Annotated in this window: 23 protein-coding genes; 12 read left to right on the forward strand and 11 right to left on the reverse strand. The window is 41.4% G+C overall.

Annotated features, from left to right (window positions below; translation table 11 throughout):
• Positions 1–496 precede the first annotated feature (496 nt).
• The gene (locus EO98_RS12825; RefSeq protein WP_048138959.1) at positions 497–1,237 is read left to right on the forward strand and encodes a V4R domain-containing protein; all 741 of its coding nucleotides are present in this window, start codon (positions 497–499) and stop codon (positions 1,235–1,237) included.
• Between the two features lie 166 nt (positions 1,238–1,403).
• Here EO98_RS12825 and EO98_RS12830 read toward each other — a convergent pair whose 3' ends face one another.
• The 7 genes from EO98_RS12830 to EO98_RS12860 all read right to left on the reverse strand — a co-directional run bounded on the left by EO98_RS12830 (position 1,404) and on the right by EO98_RS12860 (position 8,830).
• A complete protein-coding gene (locus tag EO98_RS12830; RefSeq protein WP_048143793.1) occupies positions 1,404–2,099 on the reverse strand; it encodes a DUF2110 family protein in 696 nt (231 codons plus the stop codon).
• A gap of 44 nt (positions 2,100–2,143) precedes the next feature.
• Positions 2,144–2,815 (reverse strand): MarR family winged helix-turn-helix transcriptional regulator, encoded by a 672-nt coding sequence (locus tag EO98_RS12835; protein WP_048138955.1) that lies wholly within the window; start codon positions 2,813–2,815, stop codon positions 2,144–2,146.
• Positions 2,816–2,938: 123 nt separating this feature from the next.
• Positions 2,939–4,105 (reverse strand): tRNA (guanine(10)-N(2))-dimethyltransferase, encoded by a 1,167-nt coding sequence (locus tag EO98_RS12840; protein WP_048138953.1) that lies wholly within the window; start codon positions 4,103–4,105, stop codon positions 2,939–2,941.
• A gap of 24 nt (positions 4,106–4,129) precedes the next feature.
• A complete protein-coding gene (locus EO98_RS12845) occupies positions 4,130–4,759 on the reverse strand; it encodes a cell surface lipoprotein (protein WP_235283515.1) in 630 nt (209 codons plus the stop codon).
• 396 nt (positions 4,760–5,155) lie between these two features.
• Positions 5,156–5,704, reverse strand: a complete 549-nt coding sequence (locus EO98_RS12850; protein ID WP_048138949.1) for a hypothetical protein — start codon at positions 5,702–5,704, stop codon at positions 5,156–5,158.
• A 791-nt stretch (positions 5,705–6,495) separates the two neighbouring features.
• Entirely contained in the window at positions 6,496–7,737 is a 1,242-nt protein-coding gene (locus EO98_RS12855; protein WP_048138946.1) for an MgtC/SapB family protein, read from the reverse strand.
• A gap of 436 nt (positions 7,738–8,173) precedes the next feature.
• A complete protein-coding gene (locus EO98_RS12860) occupies positions 8,174–8,830 on the reverse strand; it encodes a metallophosphoesterase family protein (protein WP_048138939.1) in 657 nt (218 codons plus the stop codon).
• Positions 8,831–9,133: 303 nt separating this feature from the next.
• Between EO98_RS12860 and trmY the strand changes: the two genes are divergently transcribed.
• From trmY to nudC, 8 genes are all read left to right on the forward strand, one after another.
• Positions 9,134–9,769, forward strand: coding sequence for a tRNA (pseudouridine(54)-N(1))-methyltransferase TrmY (trmY, locus tag EO98_RS12865; protein WP_048138936.1), 636 nt, complete (start codon positions 9,134–9,136; stop codon positions 9,767–9,769).
• A 286-nt stretch (positions 9,770–10,055) separates the two neighbouring features.
• Positions 10,056–11,351, forward strand: coding sequence for a tRNA pseudouridine(54/55) synthase Pus10 (locus tag EO98_RS12870; RefSeq protein WP_048138935.1), 1,296 nt, complete (start codon positions 10,056–10,058; stop codon positions 11,349–11,351).
• Positions 11,352–11,596: 245 nt separating this feature from the next.
• Entirely contained in the window at positions 11,597–11,890 is a 294-nt protein-coding gene (locus EO98_RS12875; protein ID WP_048138932.1) for a 50S ribosomal protein L21e, read from the forward strand.
• Between the two features lie 462 nt (positions 11,891–12,352).
• Positions 12,353–12,706, forward strand: a complete 354-nt coding sequence (locus EO98_RS12880) for an RNA polymerase Rpb4 family protein (protein WP_048134964.1) — start codon at positions 12,353–12,355, stop codon at positions 12,704–12,706.
• 334 nt (positions 12,707–13,040) lie between these two features.
• Positions 13,041–13,778 (forward strand): DUF655 domain-containing protein, encoded by a 738-nt coding sequence (locus EO98_RS12885; protein WP_048134966.1) that lies wholly within the window; start codon positions 13,041–13,043, stop codon positions 13,776–13,778.
• Positions 13,779–14,121: 343 nt separating this feature from the next.
• Entirely contained in the window at positions 14,122–14,931 is an 810-nt protein-coding gene (gene rsmA / locus EO98_RS12890; RefSeq protein WP_200895250.1) for a 16S rRNA (adenine(1518)-N(6)/adenine(1519)-N(6))-dimethyltransferase RsmA, read from the forward strand.
• Positions 14,932–14,934: 3 nt separating this feature from the next.
• Positions 14,935–15,543, forward strand: coding sequence for a HemK2/MTQ2 family protein methyltransferase (locus EO98_RS12895; RefSeq protein ID WP_048138927.1), 609 nt, complete (start codon positions 14,935–14,937; stop codon positions 15,541–15,543).
• Positions 15,544–15,987: 444 nt separating this feature from the next.
• On the forward strand, positions 15,988–16,845 hold the full coding sequence (nudC, locus tag EO98_RS12900; protein ID WP_048138925.1) for an NAD(+) diphosphatase: 858 nt from the start codon (positions 15,988–15,990) through the stop codon (positions 16,843–16,845).
• Positions 16,846–17,020: 175 nt separating this feature from the next.
• Here nudC and EO98_RS12905 read toward each other — a convergent pair whose 3' ends face one another.
• Complete coding sequence (locus EO98_RS12905) at positions 17,021–17,332, reverse strand: hypothetical protein (RefSeq protein ID WP_048138924.1); 312 nt, start codon at positions 17,330–17,332, stop codon at positions 17,021–17,023.
• Positions 17,333–18,005: 673 nt separating this feature from the next.
• Positions 18,006–18,614, reverse strand: coding sequence for a pentapeptide repeat-containing protein (locus EO98_RS12910; RefSeq protein WP_048138921.1), 609 nt, complete (start codon positions 18,612–18,614; stop codon positions 18,006–18,008).
• Positions 18,615–18,923: 309 nt separating this feature from the next.
• Between EO98_RS12910 and EO98_RS12915 the strand changes: the two genes are divergently transcribed.
• Complete coding sequence (locus tag EO98_RS12915) at positions 18,924–19,142, forward strand: hypothetical protein (protein WP_048138919.1); 219 nt, start codon at positions 18,924–18,926, stop codon at positions 19,140–19,142.
• Complete coding sequence (locus tag EO98_RS12920; protein ID WP_048138917.1) at positions 19,123–19,455, forward strand: hypothetical protein; 333 nt, start codon at positions 19,123–19,125, stop codon at positions 19,453–19,455. The genes EO98_RS12915 and EO98_RS12920 overlap by 20 nt, the downstream gene beginning before the upstream one ends.
• On the opposite strand, the gene EO98_RS12925 is transcribed toward EO98_RS12920, so the two are convergent.
• On the reverse strand, positions 19,452–20,555 hold the full coding sequence (locus tag EO98_RS12925; protein ID WP_048138915.1) for a hypothetical protein: 1,104 nt from the start codon (positions 20,553–20,555) through the stop codon (positions 19,452–19,454). The genes EO98_RS12920 and EO98_RS12925 overlap by 4 nt on opposite strands.
• 119 nt (positions 20,556–20,674) lie before the next feature.
• Between EO98_RS12925 and EO98_RS12930 the strand changes: the two genes are divergently transcribed.
• Complete coding sequence (locus EO98_RS12930) at positions 20,675–20,962, forward strand: hypothetical protein (protein ID WP_048138913.1); 288 nt, start codon at positions 20,675–20,677, stop codon at positions 20,960–20,962.
• Positions 20,963–21,056: 94 nt separating this feature from the next.
• Here the strand turns inward: EO98_RS12930 and EO98_RS12935 are convergent, their stop codons facing one another.
• Positions 21,057–22,961, reverse strand: a complete 1,905-nt coding sequence (locus tag EO98_RS12935) for a pentapeptide repeat-containing protein (RefSeq protein WP_048138911.1) — start codon at positions 22,959–22,961, stop codon at positions 21,057–21,059.
• Positions 22,962–23,025: the final 64 nt, after the last annotated feature.

A 23,025-nucleotide genomic window follows, 5' to 3' on the forward strand; every position in this document is an offset into this window, starting at 1 on the left:
CTTTATCAAAAATTGTTCTGTAAACAGGCTGGCATTTTTTGCCTTATTTTTATGGAGTATGGTTTTTTGAAAAATTCTGGCACTTTTTTCGCAGTACCCTTTTCTTCCTATGTCTTTTGGCTGGAGTTATATTTTTAGTTTATCTGTACTTTACTTTATTTCACTTTACTTTAGCACGTTACTTTATAACTTTACTTTAGCGCGTTACTTTATTTCACTTTACTTTAGCACGTTACTTTATTTCACTTTACTTTAGCGCGTTACTTTATTTCACTTTACTTTAGCACGTTACTTTATTTCACTTTACTTTAGCACGTTACTTTATAACTTTACTTTAGCATTTTGCTTTAGCATTTTACTTTGCCTTCCTCTTCCCGTTCTTCATGGTCTTTTTTCGGCGGGTTCTTTTATACAGGCATTTTTATATATACTGATTGATTATTCGTAGTCGCGCGAACGTTTTATATATTCAAAATACAACTTATCTAAAGATATTATGGCAAAACCTGAGACCAAAACTGAATTCTTTTATACCGAACGAGGGCTCATAGCCGTAGACAGCCCTGTTAAACTCCAGATCTTGAATTTACTCAGGGAAGAGCCAAAATCGTTTGACGAAATCGTAAAATATACGGCAAAAGCCAAATCAACCATTTCAGTTCATCTTAATAATCTCAGATCATGCGAGCTTGTTGAAGAAAATTCTGACCCTGAAGACCGACGCAAGAAGATTTATTCCCTGACCTCTCATTACATGGGCTGCTCCCAGGAACCATTTATCGGGCATTACAGCAGCCTGCTGGAAACAGTTGCTGCAAACGGAAACGACAGGTTCCGCTTTATGGAAGCCCTTATTCATGTAATGCGATTTGGTTTTGAAGCATACGGGCTTGATAATGCCCCTGTTGTCAGGATGATTGGAATAGACATTGGCAAGCATCTCTCTACTAATTTTAAATCCAGTACTCCTGAAGACCTGTTTAATGAGATTGCAGGTTTTATGGAATTTCATGGAGACTGTCGGGTCTCGGTGCTCATGGGGAGCTCTCCTGTGCTTCAGGTCGAAGATGACTTCAAAGCCAGGTCCATGCCAGCAATAGGAAAACCCTTCTGTGCCCTCAGAGAAGGCATCATTGAAGGAATCCTTAAAGAAAAACTGGGAAAAGAGTGCGGCGTCCTGGAAACCGAGTGTTATGGAACCGGACACGCGCGCTGTCTGTTTGAGATTACAATATGAATTATTTTATTATACTTACAGTTTTACAGAATAATTTTTATCCGGAAATCTGCCTTTTAAGAAACAAGTCTTTTAACGCAAAATGTCTCACAAAAATTATACTGGAAAACCTAATTTTCGGACTCAGGTTGGGTTTTCCTTTCAGGTGAATGCGTGGTAATGAAAGTTAACTGGAATCTCCTATTACGACTCCAATTTCGGATTTAAGGCGAGGTCCTATTGCTGCCACGATTCCGGGCCCGTCCGTTTTTTCGCGGCACACAACTGCGTGTTCAAGCAGCCCCAGGCGCTCGATTTCGTAAATGTCCCTGCCGTGCCCTGTCCTTTTTATTGCGTTTTTTATCTCCGAACGGGTAGCACCATTAATGACAACTCTGTCGGTGCTTGCTTTTTTCCATCCCCACCAGATGTCAAGCTGTTTTTTGGTGAGGCGAGCTTTTAATTTTTTGTTCCCCTCAAAGACCTCAACTTCAACCGGCAGGTGAGAAACCAAACCGAATCTCGATGCAAGCTGTTTAGGTTTTCCGCTACCCAGTGCTTTGAGCTCCTCAGCTTCAATGCGCAGAGGGACACCGATGTTAACTACAAAAGCATCTTCCGGAAAAGCCTGAAGGAAACCCAGGTACACCTTTCCAATTTCGGCTTTTTTTACAGGACTTCCGTACCTGGATGTCAGGATATTTGCTGACACCACGTCATCTTCGCCCTCAAGGGAAAACTCTGCCCAGTTTTCCGGGGTAATAGAAACCTCAACCTTTACCTCGAGGTCTTTCAATTCATTCTCAACCAGGCTTTTCAGGAGTTCAGCCATTCTGTCCCGGTTTTTTCCATAAATATGCTGGAGGGTTACAACTTTTTTCATTTTCTTCCTGCCGCTTTATTCTTTCTCTACCTGTGCCTGCCGTATTAAGTATTTTCCGGTATTGAGCTCTTCAGGTAAGATTCTAGGAGCCTTTCTGTCTCTTCTAGGGCTGAATCTACTGTTTCGTCAACAGGTGTTTCCGCCTTCTCAATCTGGCTATGCAGTTTTTTGATATCCCGGCTGTAAGGACCAAGTTTTCTGGAAACCATCTCCTTACTTTGCCCATTCTCAACTGCTTCCCTGTGGATGCTCTCTATTTTATTTTTAAGGTTCCTGACCTTTTCAAGGATTTCAATACTTAGAGGATCAAGGTCTTTTGCATTCTCACTTTCGGGTTTTTCTCCCCATTCTTCGATTTCTTTGCCTTCCGTTTCTTCGCCTTGTCTGCTTTTTTCCTCTTGCCCCTCTTCTCCCGATTTCAGGCATTCTTCTCTTGAAGGAGATCCCTCTGCAATTATATTCCGGAACTCTTTAAGGGCAGTTTCTACTTCCTTTCCGTACTCCGTAAGTTCGACAAACTTTATCCGTCCTTCAAATGTGAATCTTATAAGTCCGGAATGTTCCATCTTCGAAAGGATTCTCGTAGTATGGGCAAATGTCGAGTCTATCTCCTTTGAAATAACCGAGGCATAGGTTTTTCCCATCGAACCTATAAATAGCAGTGCAAGCGTGGGTTTTTCCTGCAAAAACAACTTTTCTGCGTCTTCGTCGGACATGATATCACATTGAGTTTTTTAGCGGATTATTTCCGGGTCTGAGCTCAGGCTTTTATTATTCTTTAATAGTTTATATAATGATGGAACAGTTTTCTACATCTGGTTTTCAAAGGAATATTCTCTTCATCTTGAAAGCTCCAGGATTATTTTCTTTATTTCAGCTACGGGAGCATCTGTTCTGAAAGAGGTCCCGCTGAAATGAGTCCTTGAGGCTTCAAACCCGCTGGCTTTAAGGGCCTCTATCAGAATCTCGATACCTGTTGCAGAAGCCCCAAGTCCCTTGCAGATAACGTGCTGGTCATAGAACATGGGAATGTCGAGTTCATCCCTGCAGAATGTAATTATTTTTTTTGCTTTATCTTTCGTGTTCAGAGGGCGCGTTTCAAGCTCAGAAAGCACTTCGTTGCAGAACTCCGGCTCTTTGAAGGGCCCAAGCCACAAAGGTCCTGCAATCTTTGTCAGTGCTCCGCAGGAAGGGCATTCCCGGTCAATATGGACGGCAAGCCCATGGACAGAACCTCTGAACCCGCATTTAGGGCAATGAATACTGAATCCCATAAACTTCAGGGTCCTGTCAGCCTGTTTAGTCCCGGGGAGCACTTCAATGTAACTACGAACATAATGGCGCGTGACATGGGAAAGCAGAGGCAACATCCCTTTTTCGTGTTTTGCAAGTTCTCTGGCACAGGCTCCGAGCAGGACCCTTAAGCCCATTTCGCTGTGATATTCCGTATTCAGGGGTACGGCTGCATACTTTCTGATTCCCGAGTTCAGGTGGGCGCCACAGAGAGGAGCAGTATCTGTTGCAGTAACCGAGAGCATGCTCTGCGCCGAAGTTGCGGATGCATCAAGGTAAGGCGCAGGAGTTCCGAAAGGATCGACATCCACGATATGGAATTTCTGCTCATGAAGCAGAACATTTGCGTTCTTGCGTGTAGCCTGAACTTTTTCCTCAAGCCCGTTAATTGTTATATTTTCCTTTATCAGTTCAAAGGCTTCAGGGCTCCAGTCATTCATGGTCGCATGTATTCCGACTTCCCTTGCGATCCTTAGCCCCCTGATTCCTGATGCTGAAAAGGCATCAACGTAGCGGATTTCCTCTCTCGGTATGTCTTTTCTCGAAAGAAGCCTCTCCACAAATGCTGCAGTTGCTGCAACATTGATATCACGGTTCAATTCCATCTCCGGGTTATAGAACACCGGCGCTGCCGAGGGAGGGAAATTTGCGTCCGGAGGCGGGACCGGAACCGAAATTTTTGTTGTCCCTTCCACTATAGTTCTACATATCATCTAAAGCTGCTATACTTTGGGATATTATTTTACAGTGATGGTCATCTGCATGTTCGGATATTCACGTGCGTTGAAATTGTAGCTTCCGGTTTCATTGAATGTGTATTTCAGGGTGTTTCCGTATCCAAGCCTTTGATCCGCGAAAAGCCCTTCCTTGCTGCTCAGGGTAAAGACAATGGATTCTTCAAAATTTCTCCACACAACTATATCCCCTGTATTGACCTCCAGCTCGGAGGGAATAAATAGATAATTCTTGAGCCTTACAAGGTATGTTTCTGGCTCGGTTCCAGCAGGTTGCACAATCCCGGCTTCTTTGTCATCGGTCACGTTTTCGGTTTGCTCGTCTTGAATTTCATCCCCCATACCCGGAGTTAACGTTTCTAGAGGTGTTCCTCCCTCTCCGGCTGTTTCAGTTTCTTGCGGCGTCCCCGCTTCCTCTAATGTTTCCGTTTCCACCGGCGTTTCCATTTCTTCTGACGTTATTGCCTCTTCCGGTGTCTGCACTTCTTCAAGAATCTGCGTCCCGCCTGAACCGCCTGAACCGCCGGAATCCTCCAGGCCGTCCTCTTCTTGCCCCTGATTTCCTCCCCAATTCAGGTAGACAAACACTAACACTGACAGGACTATAAGGAGCAGAATGAGCTTTTTTATCACTATTACTTCCCCCTGCGTAAGCTTTACTTTTTTACTCCCAATTCAATATAAGCCCTATTAAATAATAACACCTTCTTATAATAAGCTTTATTTTAAAAAATAGTTTGTCTGTACTCGATTTTACGGTTTTTACCCTGAAAAACTAATTTCCGGAAATACGGTTAATTGGCATATTAGCTAATTGGCATATTAGCTGGCTTTTTACCTCTAAGCCTTGTTTATTCAGGATGAGGAAGGGGAAAGTTATCAGAAATGGAAATAAGCGGCAAAGAGTTAAAATCTGAAAAAAAATAAGTTTACTGGAAAGTTTTGCCACCTTTCCAGATGAAGCCTGTATAAGCTTTACGAGATATTTTATCCATTAGTTCCTTCAGAAAACTTATTCTGAAGACTTATTCAGAGCTCGTTCACAGTTATATTGACATCCATTCTGGGCTGCCCGATAATGGTGAAGGTATAAGTCCCGGTTTCATTGAAGGTATACGCAAAGGAACGCCTGTACACAAGGCTCGCGTCTTCAAAGAGGTCTTCTTCACTGGTAAGGGTAAAGACTCTCCTCGGGCTGTCCTGATAGTTTATCCAGGCAACTGTTTCTCCTTCTTTGATATCAAGGCTTGAGGGATATGCCCTGAAATTGTCCAACCTTATAGTATAGGGAGTTTTTCTTATATCCGGTGTGGTAACTGTCGGTCCTTCTTCAGTCTCATTTTCTACCGGAGTTACTTCTTCCTCTGTTTCCGTTACTACCGGGGTTTCAACTTCATCCGGAGTTTCAGTTTCAGTCTCTGTCGGTGTTTCCGTCTCTTCCGGAGTTGCAATTTCATCCGGGGTTACTGTTTCTTCAGGTGTCGCGTTTTCTTCAGGGGAGGGTTGTTCATCCCCGACACATCCTGAGAACAAAACTGCGCTTAAAACTAGAAGCAGAACAATGATTTTCATTTTCATTTTATTCCCCACGTATTTTTTATCATGAAACTGCGGAAATTTATTCACAATCCGGAGTCTCATCAATTAAGGGTTACAGTTCTAAGTACTTGTTAATATAACCTATGTATATTTTTGGTTTGTAAAGTTGTTTGTTAATAGTTTGTTGAACATTTAATAATGATTTGTGTAAGGATTATGGTAATGGTTTATGGTAATGGTTTATGGTAATGGTTTATGGTAATGGTTTATGGTAATGGTTTATGGTAATGGTTTATGTGTTCAATTGAAGATTTACCAGAGGTACTTTTTCATTCAATACTATGTTTAACCTTCGACACATATAAATATATTTTATGTACAGTTAAGTAAATATTATATTATTTTAGATGTCCATTATGCTTTTTAAACTACTTATGTACTGTTTTAAGTAGCTTTTGTACCTTATCAAGTATATTTCATACATTTTATGATAACTCAGTGATCAAACTGAACTTCTATATATAATGTAGTACTCCGATACAATAGAAATATATTCAAGGTGAACTTGTTTTTTCGCACCACATTTTCAAGTTGTCTTTCTGTCATTCAGAACCAACATATGAAATTGTATCGGTTTTGATTGCAAATTCCAGTCAGGTGCCTGAATCCCTTAACCATTCTCAAATGAGGAGATGAAGAAAAGGTAGGGAAAAAAGCAAAGCCCCAAAAGATCAACAAGGAGACAAAACGCACAAGGCAAGGAAAAAAATACGGAAGAAAGACTGAAATTAAGCGTTTAAGTCTCAACTTCTGAATATTTGCGCTTCACTTCATAGGATGTTCCATAAAAGCAAAGCCGCGGTCCCGGTGACTGCAATGATCCCGAATGCGTTTTTAGCAAGGGAGAAAAGGCTCGCAGAACCTGAAATCTTTGAAAGCAGAATTTTATTTACAGTACTTACAAGGCTTGCAAGCACTGCAGTATTTGCTGCGACTTCGTAGGAGAGATTTCCGCTTACGGCAAGGAGGGTTACGGAGACTATCACTCCAGAACTGCTGAAAAGAGCTCCAAGGGCAGTTATGTATATTCCGACGGTCCCTGCAAAGTCATAAGCAAAGTTTCCTACGATGAGAATAAGGGTAAAAGCAATACCGAATTTAAATGCCTGACCAAGTGAAAAAGGCGACTGAATCTTAAGTTCCCCCCCGCCCATCGGGCAGAATTTCTTACTATGCCTTAGAGTTATTGCTATGGAAACAGTGATAAGTACAAGCTGGGAAGGAAGCATAAACAGGGTTGTCTGGCCTGTCGGATCAACTATAAAGGCTAATACAAGGTTTCGAATGAGCATGGAAATATTGCAGAGTAGAATTCCTGTAAGTACGGGATCAGTCATCCCCTCTGTTCTTTTGGAGAGCCCTGCAAGTGCTCCTGTGGTAGCTTCGCTGTTAATAAACCCCCCGAGAAAGCCCGAATAGCATAGGCCGCGTTTTGCCCCGAACTTTCTCAGGAGAACATAGCTTGAAAAACTGATCAGGGAAACAAGAATCACAATAAGAATTGCAGACCTGAGGTTTACAAGCCCGAAGAACTGTTTTTCCGGCATCACCGGATAAAGTATGAAAGCGACAGCCAGAAACTGTATGGCATTGTAAAGCTCTTCTTTTGTCAGGTTTCCTGCAAACTGGTGAAGGGGCTGCTTCTGGATCAGGAGGAAAGATACAACTATTGAAGAGACAATCGCAAACAGGCCATAGTCATAGCCAACAAGGACTCCCATCACGAAAATAAAGAAAAGAGTGATAGGACTTGTAACCCCTATCCGCTTATAGAGAAATATCTTGGAATAGGCAATTATGGAACAGATAGCTGCAAAGAAAAGCGTGGCTACGTAAACGAAACCCGGACCTGCCGATTCGCTTGCAAGAGCAACGAGCATGCCTGTTATAGAGGTTATGCTGTAACTCCTGACGCCCGCAAAAATCTCGTGCTCAAGGCCTCTGTGTTCCCTTTCCACACCTACCATGATCCCTATCAAAAATGCAACGGCAAGTTTTGTCAGGAAATCCACAAAAACCGGATCGAAACCGAACTCGCTAATTACGTCCGTAGCTCAACCTCTCAGATTTTTCTGGCTGTAATTCCATACGCAAGTAAATAATGTAATTAAAGTGAATTCTATATATCGTTAAAGTGAGTTCTATATATCGTTAAAGTGAGTTCTATAATATCCTGTACACTCCATTATATGGGAAGACATTATCTAAAGTGATGTGAAACAAAATATAATTAGATAGTAAGGATGTTCTTGCTAATGAATATACTCCTGAAAGGAGAAAAAGGTTCAGAGTACTAAAAGGTTCAGAGTACTCGGAAATCGCTATTATTTATACCGATGACTCCGAAAACCTGGTCGAACCTGAATAATTGAGATCCAGCCGATTGGGATCCGGTTGATTAAATCTGGTTGATTAAATATGGCTGATTAAATCCGACTAAAACTTGTTTTATACTTCCACGAATTCAACCTCAATGGATTTGTTTTCGGTTTCTTCAATAGTTATGAGGGCACAGGAACCTTTGCAGGCTTCTCCGGGGTTTACAACAATTGTTTTTCCGACCTGTTCAATGCCTTTTGCTTCATGGATGTGCCCGCAGACCATCAGGTCAACCCTGTCCAGAAACTTCTGGATGGCTTTACTGCCCACATGTCCGAAAGGCAGCTCGTCTCTTGCACCGTGAGGTGGAGCATGAGTCAGGAGCACTATTGTCCCACATTCACCTGAGTTTTCGGCTGAGCAGACCATTCCTTCAAGGGCATTTTCGATTTCTTCTTCGGAAAGCTCAAAAGGGGTGTTAAAAGGGGTGGGGTTTGAGCCTCCAAGCCCGATAAACCGGATATTTCCAATCTGCTCAGCTTTTCCGTGCAGGTTTACGGCTTTTGAATTCTCAAGGGCTTTAAGGATGCTCCTCTGGTCGCAGTTCCCGGGAATTGCAAGCACAGGCTTATCAAACATTTCAGCCAGCTCGTCTACCTTCTCATCGGGCCCGAAATTGGTAATGTCTCCGACTACCACAGCAAGGTCGAAGGCCCCAGCTCGTTCTATGATCTTTTTTATCTTCGAATAATCCCCATGGGGGTCGGAAATAGCGAGTATCTTCATCCTTATCCCGTCCTTATCATGATCTTTTAATTCTATGATCTGTTAATTCTATGTTTAATTCTATGATCTGTTAATTCTATGTTTAATTCTATGTTTAATTCTATGATCTGTTAATTCTATGTTTAATTCTATGATCTGTTAATTTTACGTTTAATCCTATGATCTGTTAATTCTATGATCTGTTAATTATGATTTTTAATTTTAGTTTGAATTATTATATACAATCTCTGTTACACTTTACGTTATGTGTTATTCTGTGGACATGCACACATCTTTTATATCCCTTACGTAATATACTGCCCCATGCGTGACATCATTATCATAGGGCATAAAGCAATGACAAGCGGCGATTTTTCTTTAAATGACCTCCCCGGATCTGCAGGAAGAATGGATATACTCTGCCGCTGCGTAAGCTCTGCCCTTTTTCTCTCTTTTGGAATGCGCAGGGATGTAAACGTGCACCTGCTTCTTCTGGGGGAGCCTGAGCCCGGAAAAATTATCAGGTTTGAAGGGCTCCACCTGAGATACCTGAACCCGGACGAAAGAAGCAGTGGTTCGCTTATCAGTAAAGCCCTTCTGAAAAATACAACTGAACTGGATACCCGGTCCACGCCTGGCGTCTGGATCCGTAAAGGAGACTTAAAGTCCCTGCTGGCTTCTTTTGAAGGGAGGACCTTGCTCTATCTTAGAGAAGACGGAAAGGATATCAGAGAAATTGCCGGGGAAATCCGAAACCCTGTTTTTATTCTGGGAGACCACACAGGTGTTACCGAAGAAGAGGAAAAACAGCTTCTTGAAGCAGGAGCACAGATTATCTCGGTTGGTCCCATTTCCCTTCACTCCAACCACTGCATAACCCTTATCCACAACGAACTGGACAGAGTTGAGGCGGAAAGAGGGGAAATTCCAGGAGGAGAAAACTCCGGAACTGAGGAGTGAGCTGCGATTTTTGAATCAGGTTTTTATCCAAAAAGTTATATCCCATTTCCCTGTATCAGGATAGAAACTTATCCGGATGTGCCTTTTCAGGCACATGCCTTAAATTTGCGCATCATCTCTACTACACTCAATATAATCTGTCAATACCATCTTTCAATATAATCTGTCAATAATATCTTTCAATATTATCCTTCAATATAATCTGTCAATACTTTCAATATTATCTTTCATTCTCCACTCCCCATATATATTTCCCGAACAAAGAGCTTAGAGAACGTGAAACCAAATGGATGTACTTGAAATTTCAAAAAAGATTCTGCACGAAGGCCCTATCTGTGACCACTGCATGGGCCGTCAGTTTGCAAAATTGTCCACAGGCCTCAGCAACAAAGAGCGCGGGCAGGCAATGAAACTCGCCCTCGTCCTTGAAGGGGACCGCATTTACAAAAGTGAAAATGACGATTCTCTCTTAAAGGAACTTGTTTCCTGCAGTGCCCGTGCAAGGAAAACTCTCAGAATAGAGGGAGAAGATGAGCAGTGCTGGGTCTGCCTTGACCAGTTCAAAAAACTGGATGGGTGGGCAGAAAAAGCTGCAAAGGCTCTCGAAGGTCTTGAGTACTCCACCTTCCTCGTGGGGACAAAGGTCAGCGGGCTTCTCAGTGAAAACGAAGAGATCCTATGGGCTGAGGCAGGGACTGCCTATGCCGAGCAGTTGAAATCCGAGCTTAACCGGGAAGTGGGCAAGCGGATTGCAGAAACGGTTGGAAAAGAAGTGGATTTTGAAAACCCGGATATTGTAATCACCCTTGACCTTGCAACAAACAAATTCGAGCTTCAGGTCCGTTCAGTATATGTTTACGGGCGCTACCTCAAAAAAGTCCGCGGAATCCCACAGACTCGCTGGCCCTGCAGGGCATGTAAGGGCAGAGGCTGCGAAAGGTGCGGATTTACAGGCAAACAATATCCAGAATCCGTAGACGAGCTTATCAAAGGTCCTGTCATCGAAGCATTTGAGGCTGTTGATACGGCTTTTCATGGTTCTGGCAGGGAAGATATAGATGCCCTGATGCTTGGAAGCGGCAGGCCCTTTGTGGTAGAAGCAAAGTCTCCTGTAAGGCGCGTGGCTGACCTTGAAGCACTTACTGCCAGAATTAATGAGAATGCTGCAGGAAAAGTTGAGGTAAGGGAGCTTCGTTTTGTCGAAAAAAGTATGATTGAGACCCTGAAGAGCTCAAAGGCGGATAAAACTTATAAGCTTAAAGTTACATTTAAAGAGCCTGTTTCAGAGGAAAAGCTTAAATCATGCCTTGAGTCATTGAGTGGCACAGAGATTGCACAGCAGACTCCAAAGCGTGTGGTTCACAGGCGGGCAGATCTTGTCCGGAAAAGATACGTGCACAGCATTACGCTTGACGAGCTGACAGATGATGGTCATGCCTACATAACCGTAAACTGTGAAGGTGGGCTATACGTCAAAGAGCTGATTTCCGGAGACGATGGCAGGACAAACCCGAGCCTGACAGGTCTTATAGGAGTCCCGGCGCTTGTGGAAGATCTTGATGTGGTTAACGTCGAAATTTAAGCTCCAGGCATCTGAATCTGCTTTAAATAAACTAAATCAATCTAAACAATTTGAATCGATCTAATCTAAACCAATCTGGATTTCAATCTGAATCAGTTTCATTAGCCGATCAGGCCACAGGGAAAGAGTGGCTTAATGAACGGTTCATTTAAATAATATCCATATTATTTAGAGGAAAAATCAATTATTAAACAGAAACTTTATTAAAGAAAAATTAATCGAGCATTCTAACGGAGGAACATGCGATGTCAAATTCCCACGGTGAAAGACGCTGCACAAGATACAAATTAAAGAAGACGGTTCGCGAAAGAGGAATATCCCCTGTAAGCAGGGCAATCCAGGAATTCGAAGAAGGACAGATGGTCCACATTGACATAGACCCTAGCGTCCAGAAAGGTATGCCAAATCCAAAGTTTCAGGGATCCACTGGAAAGGTTGTCGGGCAGCGCGGTCGCTCATATGTGCTGACAGTCCGCAACGGAAACGCAATGAAGAGCGTCATTTCTCTTCCCCAGCACCTGAAACCTCAGAAGTACTGATTCCGAGCAAGGTAGTTAGGTTTTTTCAACCTAATTTTCCCTTTTATTTCGGAATTTAAGGTATCCAGACCTCCAACCGGAGGTTTGAAATCCTGCCAGAAATTCCGGTAAATACAGCCTGAGTAACGGCCCGCTAAAGGATTGAATGTAACAGAACTAATGTTCCCTTAAAAACCTGTAAAAGGGCACGTTTAAAGGGGATATGGAATAACTGCTTTTTAAAAATTAGTTTTTTATCCTGGTAAAGGAACATCTATAATTATATATCATTTGTAAAACATATAGCTGAAATAGTTCAGGATAACATCATTCAAAACAGTTCCGGCTTATCGGGCGCATGCTGGGTATTGAAAGGCAGAAAATACTGGCAGCAGGAATCAGAGCTCACATAAAGCAGTAAAACATATTGCTCTGTAAGGAAGTACAACTACCTGAAATTTTAATTCAAAAGAGTGTATTCCAATGATAGTTAAGGAAGTCATCAACGAAGAGTTATTGACATTGGCCGAGGTCAAGGATATACTTTCCGGGATCGCTGACGAGCGCAGAGAACAGGGGTTAGAGGTTGCATACAGTTTCAGAAAAGCCCTGCATCATGCGGAACAGTTCTCAAAAATCAGCGGAGAGAAGTCAAGGGAACTTGTTAATAAGTTACTTGAGCTTGAAAAAATGAAGCCCGTTATCGCAATCAGGATCGCGGACATCCTGCCTCAATCCAGAGATGAACTCAGGTCAATCTATGCGAAAGAAAAGTACACCCTGAGCAATGAAGAGCTGGATCAAATTCTGGAATATGTATTCGCGGCTATGGAATAATTAAGAAGTAAAAAGAATAATCTATATAGCAGTTTATCTTGTAATTCATGAGGGAAGTATCCTAAATCTGGTTAGAGTACTTTAAAGTATCATGGAGTACCTTGACCTGAAGAATTTAGCAGCAGAGGATTCTCTGGACCTCTAAGTCCCCGAACCTGAGAATGCCGAGATAAAGGTTAGTTTCAGGAAGCTGGTTTCGGGGAATAGTTCAACAGGTCTGGTAGCTGGGGAAGATCCTGAACCAGATAGAAGAGCTAAAAGAAGCTGGGCATATCCAGGTGAGCATACCCTGACATTTAATGGGGTTTCATATTTATCGATAGGATGGGTGCTGATGAAAGTAGAGAAGTCGCAATCAGGTAGACCGTACACTGGCAGATCATCTGCCGAAAGACCTTCTTCTGACGGCAGGCGGCCGGCAGGTAAACCACAATCTGAAAGGCAGTCAGAAAGAGCTCCGCGCTCATCCGGAAAAGCCACGGAGAGTCCACAGGACAGAGAGGAATATGTATGGGTCCTCGATTATCTTCCCTATGGAAAATCCGTTGACGGTACGTCAATGTACCAGAAAAAACCTCTTGTGCAGGCTGTAGGGGATAAAAAGTTCACTCTTATGGAACTGGTCCCCAAAGCCGGAGTAGTTCCTGAAATCCAGTCAAGAGTTTATATAGGGCCTGGAGACAGGAATGAAATAGACCACGTAAAGCAGAGGATAGGGCATTCTGACCTTACTACCGGAGCAAACCTCGAATTGCCCTTCATCCTTGAAGCAAGCATCAGGCACAAAGAAGAAAGGTTCGTAAAATTCTTCAACGATGCTCATTCCATCACAACCCGCCTGCATATGCTTGAACTCCTTCCCGGAATAGGGAAAAAACTCATGTGGTCTATCATTGATGAACGCAAGAAAGGGGAGTTTAAGAGCTTTCAGGACATCCGCGAGAGAATCCCGAGCCTTCATGACCCTGCTAAAGTCATTTCCCACAGGATCGAAGAAGAACTCAAGGATGATTTCATCAAGTACAGGCTGTTCACCATCCCTCCTCGCCATCAGGGCCCGAATGATAGGTGAACCTTTCATTCTATTTTTTTTCAATACGGTTTCTGCCTATCTGGCTTCTGCACGTCCGGTTTTTGAGGATTTATCTACAGGGTTTATCTATTGATGGTTTACTAACTTTAACTAAATCGATTTATTTACTTAAACTCGTCTGCTTTAATTTACTTCAAACAAAATACTTACAAAATACATCCGAAATATTTATATAATTTTTAAAAATTTTCAATGAAATATTTACAAATTTTCAATGAAATATTTACAAATTTTCAATGAAATATTTACAAATTTTCAATGAAATATTTACAAACGATACAAAAAGCTTACAAATACTTACTTTATTAAGGAGGTTTCAGCCCTGGTTCGTTCTATTCTTAAAAAGTACAATATAAAAGGAGGCACCTTTGATCAGCACTTTCTCATTGATACTGGCTACCTGGACCGGATAGTTGCTGCTGCTGAGCTAAGTCCGCAGGATACGGTTCTTGAGATCGGTGCAGGAATCGGAAACCTAACCGAACGGCTTGCAAGGAGAGCAAGAAAAGTAATCGCGGTCGAGCTTGACCCTGCCCTTGTTTCAGTCCTGCACAACCGCTTCGATAATGTTGAAAATGTGGAGATTATCGCAGGCGACGCCCTGAAAATCGAGTTTCCTGAGTTTGACAAGGTTGTTTCAAACCTTCCCTATTCCATCTCCTCGGAAATCACCTTCAAACTCCTGCGCTACAAATTCGAGCTCGGAATTCTGATGTACCAGTACGAGTTTGCAGTCCGCATGGTCTCTTCTCCAGGCTGCAAGGACTACTCCCGCCTTACGGTCGATACATATTACTTTGCCGATGCTTCCATCCTCATGAAGGTTCCAAAAGGCGTCTTCCAGCCAGCACCTGAAGTTGAATCTGCAGTGATCAAACTGATCCCCCGTCCTGCTCCATTCGAGGTTCGCGACGAAGCCTTCTTTCTCGAATTTGTTACTGCAGTCTTCAGCCAGCGCCGAAAAAAGTTGAGAAATTCGATCCTGAACACAAATCATGTGCTCAAGATCCCGGAAGTCAAAGAGGTTGTAAACCAGCTCCCTGAAGATTTCATGAACAAAAGAGCGGAAAACCTGACTCCTGAAGAGCTTGCCCTCGTTGCAAATATGATTTTTGACCTCAAATCCAGATAATCCATGGTTGAGATAGAATACAAAAACACCCGGGTCAAACTCGGAGCCACAGACCTTGTCTACGAGCCTGCAGAAGACTCCTTTTTGCTTGCTGACGCAACCCTTGAAGAGGCAGAGCCAGGCATGCACATTCTTGAAATCGGGGCAGGCTCGGGTTTTGTATCTGCCGTGCTCAGGGCAAATATTAAGGGCATCCGCGTGCTTGCAACAGAAATCAACCCCCATGCTGCCCGCTGTGCAAAAGCAAACGGTGTTGAGGTAATCCGCACAGACCTTTTCAAAGGCCTGAAGCCGGAAAACCGGAAAACCTCTTTTGACCTCATCCTCTTCAACCCGCCCTACCTTCCCACTTCCGAAGAAGAAAAAGTTCCCGGCTGGTTAAATTATGCTTTTGACGGCGGAGCCAGCGGGCGGGAAACCCTTGACCGGTTTTTAGATGAGGTCAGGAACTACCTGAGCCCCGGAGGAAAAATTCTGGTTCTGATCTCTTCGATTACGGGGCTTGAAGCTGTGAAGGAGAAAATGGAGAAACTGGGGTTCGAGGTAGATATTGTGGGAAGAAAAAAGATTTCATTTGAAGAATTGATGGTGGTAAGGGGAAAAATCCTGTAAGCCTCTTTCTTACCCCGTAAACTATTATTTATCCTCATACTATTTTTATCCTCATATTATCGGAGTGCCCACAGACTGGCGGGCGACCCATCGAAAGAAAGAATAAGAAAAGGGGGATCCGTTTTTACTTGTTGTTTTGTCTTCTTTTTATCTCGTTTTCTTTGTAAGACCACTCTCCTGCATCGAGCGTGGCAAAAAAAATAGTGTTACTGTCCATAAGATAGTCCTCTTGAGCGCAGCGAAAAGGACCGCGTACTGTTGCGATTACATCGCAACTCCCAGGAAATCTTCGATTTCCTGTGATCCCAAAGCGCAATTCGGGCGGCGCAACTCCTGTCTCTTATACATCGGGAAACAGATATCCAAGAGTAAAAATAAAATACTATTGAAATAAAAATAGCCATGCAATCATATATAGAACAAAACCCAAAGAGTATGAGTACCATGACCCCCACAGACAGGGAAAATCCCAGTTACCCGAAATTTATCGTAGGCATAGAACCGCCAGCCGGAAGGACCGAAAAGGCTCTCTGGTTTATATTCCGGGGCCGTGATGTTCTTCTCAAAATTAAGAAAAATCCCGGAGCTATTCCGAAGCTGCTGGACCCTGGGGAGCTGGGGCTGCCTTCAGTCCGGGAACAGTACCTTGGTATGCTTGAGGGGAAGCACTGTTTTTCTGTGGAGCTTCCTGAGGATACTCCGGCTCCCGAGGGGATGGAATTTGTTGACCTCAAGCAGGCACATTCGGAGATCAGTGAAGGGTGCTTTGAGCTTGTAAATAAAGCCGTGCAGATAATGGAGTGGGACAGGACAAACCAGTTCTGCAGCAGGTGCGGAACAAAGACCTACCGGAAGCCGGGAGAAAGGGGAAAGGAATGCCCTGCCTGCGGAGAGCTTTTCTATCCCCGAATCTCGCCTGCTGTCATTGTGCTTATCAGGAAAGGGCATGAGGTTTTACTTGCAAGGTCCCCTGGTTTTCCCAAAGACCTGTACAGCCTGATAGCCGGCTTTGTCGAGCCGGGAGAATCGGCTGAGGCAGCGGTTGCCAGAGAAGTCTGGGAAGAAGTCGGCATTAGAGTAAAAAACATTACTTACTTCGGGACGCAGGCGTGGCCTTTTCCGAACTCCCTCATGATCGGCTTTACTGCAGAATATGATTCAGGGGACATTCGGCCCGACGGGTTTGAAATCGAGGACGCAAAGTGGTTTTCAGCAGATTATCTGCCTGTCCTGCCCGGAAAGATCAGCATTTCAAGAAAACTGATTGACCACTACCTCAAAGAAGAATGTCTGGAAATTTAAGAGCCTATTAAGAGCTTTTGTATTGTTTGATAAGAAAGTCTCTAATAAGGAAAGTTTCCTAATAAGGAAAGTTTCTGATTCGTTGTGAGTCTGGTTTGAGAAGTTTTTTACTTGAATCCGATTCATTCGACTGAAACTTTTCGACTGCAACCTTTTTTAGGACTCAGTGGTCCGTCTAACGTGTCATCTCCTCGTTTTCCCCTAATACAGCTCCCAGGGCCATCCCCAGGGCAGGTCCAAGAGCAACTCCCAGGGCTATATTATCCGTCATAATGCCTATTATCAAACCCAATGACATGCCAAGGGCAAGTCCAGACCCCATTGCATTCTCTTTTCCATTCTCCTTTCCGTCCTCTTTCCCGTAGTTTTTTGTGTATTTTCCGGTCTTATTTACTTTTTTTCCCAGCCGGTAGGAGATAATGAAAAGAGCTACAAATGTGATGGCTAAAATTACAATTATTGAGAAAGCAGCTGGATTACTCATCATTCTAAATTTATCACTTTAATATAAAAAGAGTTTGAAGCGGGGGTAACTGTCTGGCTGGAAATTATCCCAAATCTCATTTTTTGTATTTTTGCAGTCTTTACATTTTTGCAGTTCCGGCGTATCGCATGAGCTCAATCGAAATCACGGAACTTTCTTTCCAAAAACAATATGAAATTAGATCTCATACTCTCTGATTCAGAAGTTTCAGGAAAAAAACCGATAGTACACAGAAGCTTCTGTAAATTATGAATCATTCTGTCTCTTTATTATGTTATAAAGAAAAGCCCCATGCAATTAACTGTTTTTTAACATCCCTTAATTCATCATCTGAGAAAGCAAGGCTCTGATAATGACGCATAGAAGTTAAGGAATCGTGACCCTGCCGCAAACATACAGTAGACTCAACAACTCCGGAAGCAATTACCCAGGACTCCAACGTTTTTCTACTTGACTTTACAGAAAGACCATAAGGGTTTATGCCTGCAGATATAGCCCATCTCTGAAGGTTTTTATTCCAGGTACTTTCTAAGGGAGGTCTACGGGCCTACCAGAAGTCTTCAAGCAAATAACTGAACATGGAAGGCAGAGGATGAATAGTTATTTCAAGCTGTCTCCTTTTGTGCTTCTTCTGTGCTTCTTCCGGCAGGTGGATTATGTTTCTTTTCTCATTATATCAGTACACAATTTTGATTCCCAGAACCCGCGCAGCAAGTTCTATTGCCTGCCCGGCATTGACTGTAGCCCCTCTGAGTTCATTGCGTGTATCGGATATTGTGATCCCATCAATGGTACAATCCGATAAGTCGATGTCTTTGAGTAAGGCTTTAAAGAAATCCGCTCCTGCGAAATTAACCGCCTTCAGCGTGGGCTTCTTTAACCGAATCTCGGATAAGAAAGCTTCCGTAAAATTACAGTCAAGAATGGTGCAGTTTTCCAATACGGAACTTGAAAAATCTGCATATCGAAAGGAACCGTCCGCTAAAGAGGTTTCTTTCATGTGGCTCTTGCTGAAGTTGCTGCCATCGCCCTTGCAAGTCAATATTTTGGAGCCTTTCCAGTAGCTTTCCATAAAACTGCAGTTTGCAAAATTGCAGTTATCAACCACCGAATTGTAAAAGCTGGTTTTTGAAAAATCACATTTGCTGAACTGGCATTGTATAAACTGTACCGATTCAAATTCAATCCTTGCGATATCGACGTCCGAAAGCACCTCGCCTTCAAAGCGCATCCTTTCTATAAAATTGTCATCAGATTGTGCGGCTATAATTCTGCTTTCCAACATACTTCTATCTCCAGATATTGATGTTTCCAAATGATTAGACTATATAGGATTTACACACTGGTAGGCTACACCTATAGTTTTTCCGGTTCTGTTGCAAAGATCAACAAACATGGAATAAAAATTTATTATTTTATATTTACGAACTCGAACTTGAAAATTTTCTGAGTATGGATATCTTTTAATAATCCTATAATAATCCTATTATATACCTAAAAATGACTTAATTATGAAAAAATATACTTTGTATTACCAAAATATTTCCTATAATGGGGCACTTTAGTTAATAATGAGATATTCGATGGAGTGCAAATGGTAAAAATACAATCAGCAAAAAAAGGACAGTATCGCATAGGGATTCCTAAGGAGATAATCGAGCTCACGGGATGGGATGAAAATACAGAATTACATTTCATCCCATTCTTGGTAAATCCGCTTGATCCTATTACACCAGATACCCCCATATTAATTAAGAAAATTTCAAAAGTAGGCATAAGTGGAGATGAACAGCATGAAAATAATAGCACGTAACCGCAACGATCAAAATTATTCTCTTAAGGTACAAATAATCAAAAGAAAAGTAAATCCTGAGCTTTTGACAGGATTATACTACTCTCAAGTAAAAAATAGCATTAAAAGAAAAATCAAAGATGATACTGAACTATTATTAATTAAAATAATCCCTAAGAAATCAATTTCAGAAAAATGGATACTTGAATCCTTTCTTCATCTCCAAAGAGAACTCACATCTGTTATAACTGTTCCCGAAAACATAGTTAACATGAAAAAAGAAGAATTTGAAGAGTTTGAGCAGGTTTTTGATTGTAATATTTTATTGGATTAAACTCTAAATCGAACCGCGATCTCTTTTGCATACTTCTTTGAGTTAAAATAGCCATCAGATGCATTTTGTTTGATTTTGTCTTGATAGTTATGTGATTCACTCTTATAAGCAAATAATTCATGTGAGCGAATATTCGCATTTGCCGTGTCAAAATCTTGTACTACTGTACTAACAGTATTATTCCGACAGACAGGACAATTACAGAATTTAGACAATTCCAAATCGGTGTTCATATTCTTACATTTCAATGTACTATAATCAATTGGATTGAAGTATTTTGAATCCTGTGACTGCTCAGATTTCTCTTCTTCAGTCTTGCTTTCGATCTGGAACATGTAATTTCTAGAACTCTTTGGATGTGCTGTTTTTGCGCTTATAGTATCGATACCATAATAATTCAGTAATACACCTAGTGTACCTTTCCACTTTACAGCCCTATATGATCGTGGAACTGAAAAAGCATGTACCCAAATATCTTCCTGTTTCAGATAATTTTTGATTGCGAATAACAAAGGAGAGTTTTCTCTTTTTAAATTTACTCCTATACAACTAATTGTATTGTTCTTGTCTTTTAATATCTTAACATCAGATCCCTCATTTGCTATGCCCATTAACTCTTTTTCGATTCCCTTGAAGCGGCGCCATTCACTAGCTCTATCTAAAACCTTTTTATATTCATCAGTAGAAAATAAATTAGGTATTTCAATAACATCTGCACCGACATCGTCTTGCAGTTGAAACAAGACATCAAGTTTCTGTCCCGAAAGTGTTGGAACACTTTTGTCAAACTCAAAATGAAGTAATTTTCTTTTAACTCCGGAATCTGTCATCAGTTTAAGTCGAGACTTCAAATAATTTTTAGTGTCGTTATACTTTTTAGAACTTCCAGAAATCGATGTTAGCGTTTGTAGATTTAACCAGTGTATATATGTTCCCACATCTACGTTTGGGAAATTAGTACTACTAACAAACGGTGAATTCTTGAGAACATTGATATCTTTTTGATTCGGTAAGTAATCAGGAGTTTTTATTTTCATACCTTCTATATCTAAAACTCCTTCTCGACCCCCAATATCTGCATTCTTAATTTCGATAACCATATTTAACCCTCGTTGATTAATTGCTGATACTTTACGATCGTCTCTAATTAGAAAACAGTCAAATATTATTTCGTATGATTCCCTATAAAAATGTTCTCATGGACTAGTTTAAAATACAAATGCTAATACCGAGAGTCTTCCCTTCCTTCCTGGAAGCTGCTGAATCTTTCCAGATCCGTACCCGTACAGCTTGCAGGCATGAAGGAGTTAATGGCAGGGATGAATCAGACTCTCAGTATTTCAAGAGGATCCGGAGAGAACAAAAAGCCCACAATGTGACAGCTTCAGAACTTCGTGAAGCTGCAGCCGAATACATAAAATTTGTACCTGTAACAAGCAATCCTTTATTACTTTTTTATTCCAAATGCTCTGAAAAAACTGAGGTGATTTTATCTATAATACGATAAACAAACAACTACAGGTACAAGTACATCTTATTAAACAGCCGATATACAAGCTTGATTAACAAACACAAAGATTGAATGAATTATTTACGTACATTTACCTGGTATTATTTTGTCGCTTCAGCATCCCGGATATGCCAGCAATTCCTATCGGGACAAAAATCCACCCGGCAAGCTCAAGCAAAGTGGCAACTGTTGTAACCTTTATACCTGTCCTTATACCCAAGACCCTTATAATGTTTGAGGAGGGGATCCAATTTGTCCCAGATGAGATTTCTATAGGAAGAAAAGTGTTTAAACTTACCCAAAAAGCTTCCATATAGGAAAGATGAAGTGGCATTTGCATTTCCAGAATCTGTTCAACCGGTTTAACTGCTCCCTCAAGATTGAAGACAATGGTTCCAAACAAAAGTATGAGAGCAATTAATAGACCGAGACGATAGAGCTTAACTCCATATCCGGTAACCAACCAGAGGAAACGATCTAATAACCAAGCACCAGGAGTAGTACATAGTGTTTTTTGAGCCGATTCTAGACGCCTCTGTTCATAGTATACATCATCTGCAAGTTTATCCATTCCAGCCCGACGGAAGGTTACTTCAAGTTGAGTAAAGGGTTGTCGATCATAAGGATCTAGATGTTTTGTTAATTGTTCCCAAAAGGACACAGGGAAAATTCGATTGTAAATACATCCTCGCAAGTCAATCTTTGCATTGAATTGGGTCTCTGGCTCCCCAAAATAGATTGTCTCAAAAGATGTGTTTTCAAAAATGACATCATTGGCAAAGATTGTTTTCTCAAAATGGCTTTCTCTTTGAATCAGAGTGCTATTGAAGGTGACTTTTTCTTTAAAATCGGCTCCAATAAACATTGCATTACCTCCGATTCGAGTATTTCCAAATTTAGCCTCACCCTTAAATTTTGCCCCAGCAAAATTGGCATCACTTCCGATTCGAGTGCTTCCAAAGTTTGCCTCGCCCTCAAAGGTAGCTGGGAAAAAGGCAGCTGATCCCCCAATTTGAATAGCATTGAAGATAGCCTTTCCCTTAAAATAGGCTTCAGTAAATTCGGCATTAATTCCAATTCGAGCTCTTACAAAGTTGACTTCATCCTCAAAGGTTGTAGATTTAAAGAAAGCAGAGCCTACAATATTGGAACTGTTAAAAATAACCAACCCCTTGAAGTATGATTTTAAAAAATCGGCATTCCTTCCAATTTGAGTGCTTCCAAAGTTAATCTCATCCTCAAAGATAGCTGATTTAAAGGAAGCGGACTTTTTTATATGGGAATTGTTGAAGATGAGTTTTTCCTTAAAATTTACTTCATCAAACTCGGCATTCCTTCCAATTTGAGTGCTTCCAAAGTTGGCCTCACCCTCAAAGATAGCTGATTTAAAGAAAGCAGAGCCTTCAATATTGGAACTGTTAAAAATAACCCCTTTCTTAAAATTGGCTCCAATAAACTCAGCATTATTTCCAATTCGAGCACTTCTAAAATTGACCTCACCCTCAAATTTACTCTTATCAAGTTCTATTCTATTTTTGAAATCCCCCATAACAAATATAGTTTGTTTTTTGTAGGTTGCAGATCTACTGTAAAAAATTCCTGTTACATTAATGTCAGAAAAGTTTGCAACCCCTGAAAACGTTACATTATTCAGAACTATATCTTTGTTCACTAAGACTGAAATGAAGGTAGCATCAGTTTCAAATATCGAGTTCTCAAAGCTCAAGACTTTTTTGAAAGTAGAATATGAACAATCCAAAGGACCTCTGATTTTTGTCTGCTGAATAGAAACCTTGCTTTCGACATTAACAGACTTAAGGATGAAAGGTCCTTCAATCACTGCATTAATGATCTCGACCTCTTTTCCATTCTTGATGGCTTCTACAATCTCTTCTGCATCAATTGGATTTTCTTCCTTTTTTTTATAGTCCCAATCATCTGGGTAAATATACCTTAAAAGAGAAGGAGTTACTTCCTTATTTGCTGTTTCATTCATGGTGTTGTTCTTCATTTTATTGGGTAGAAGTTTTATAAAAATGTAATAAACTTGTATTCATTTA

The sequence above is a fragment of the Methanosarcina sp. 2.H.T.1A.6 genome, from assembly GCF_000979455.1.
In the GTDB taxonomy this organism is placed as follows: Archaea; Halobacteriota; Methanosarcinia; order Methanosarcinales; family Methanosarcinaceae; genus Methanosarcina.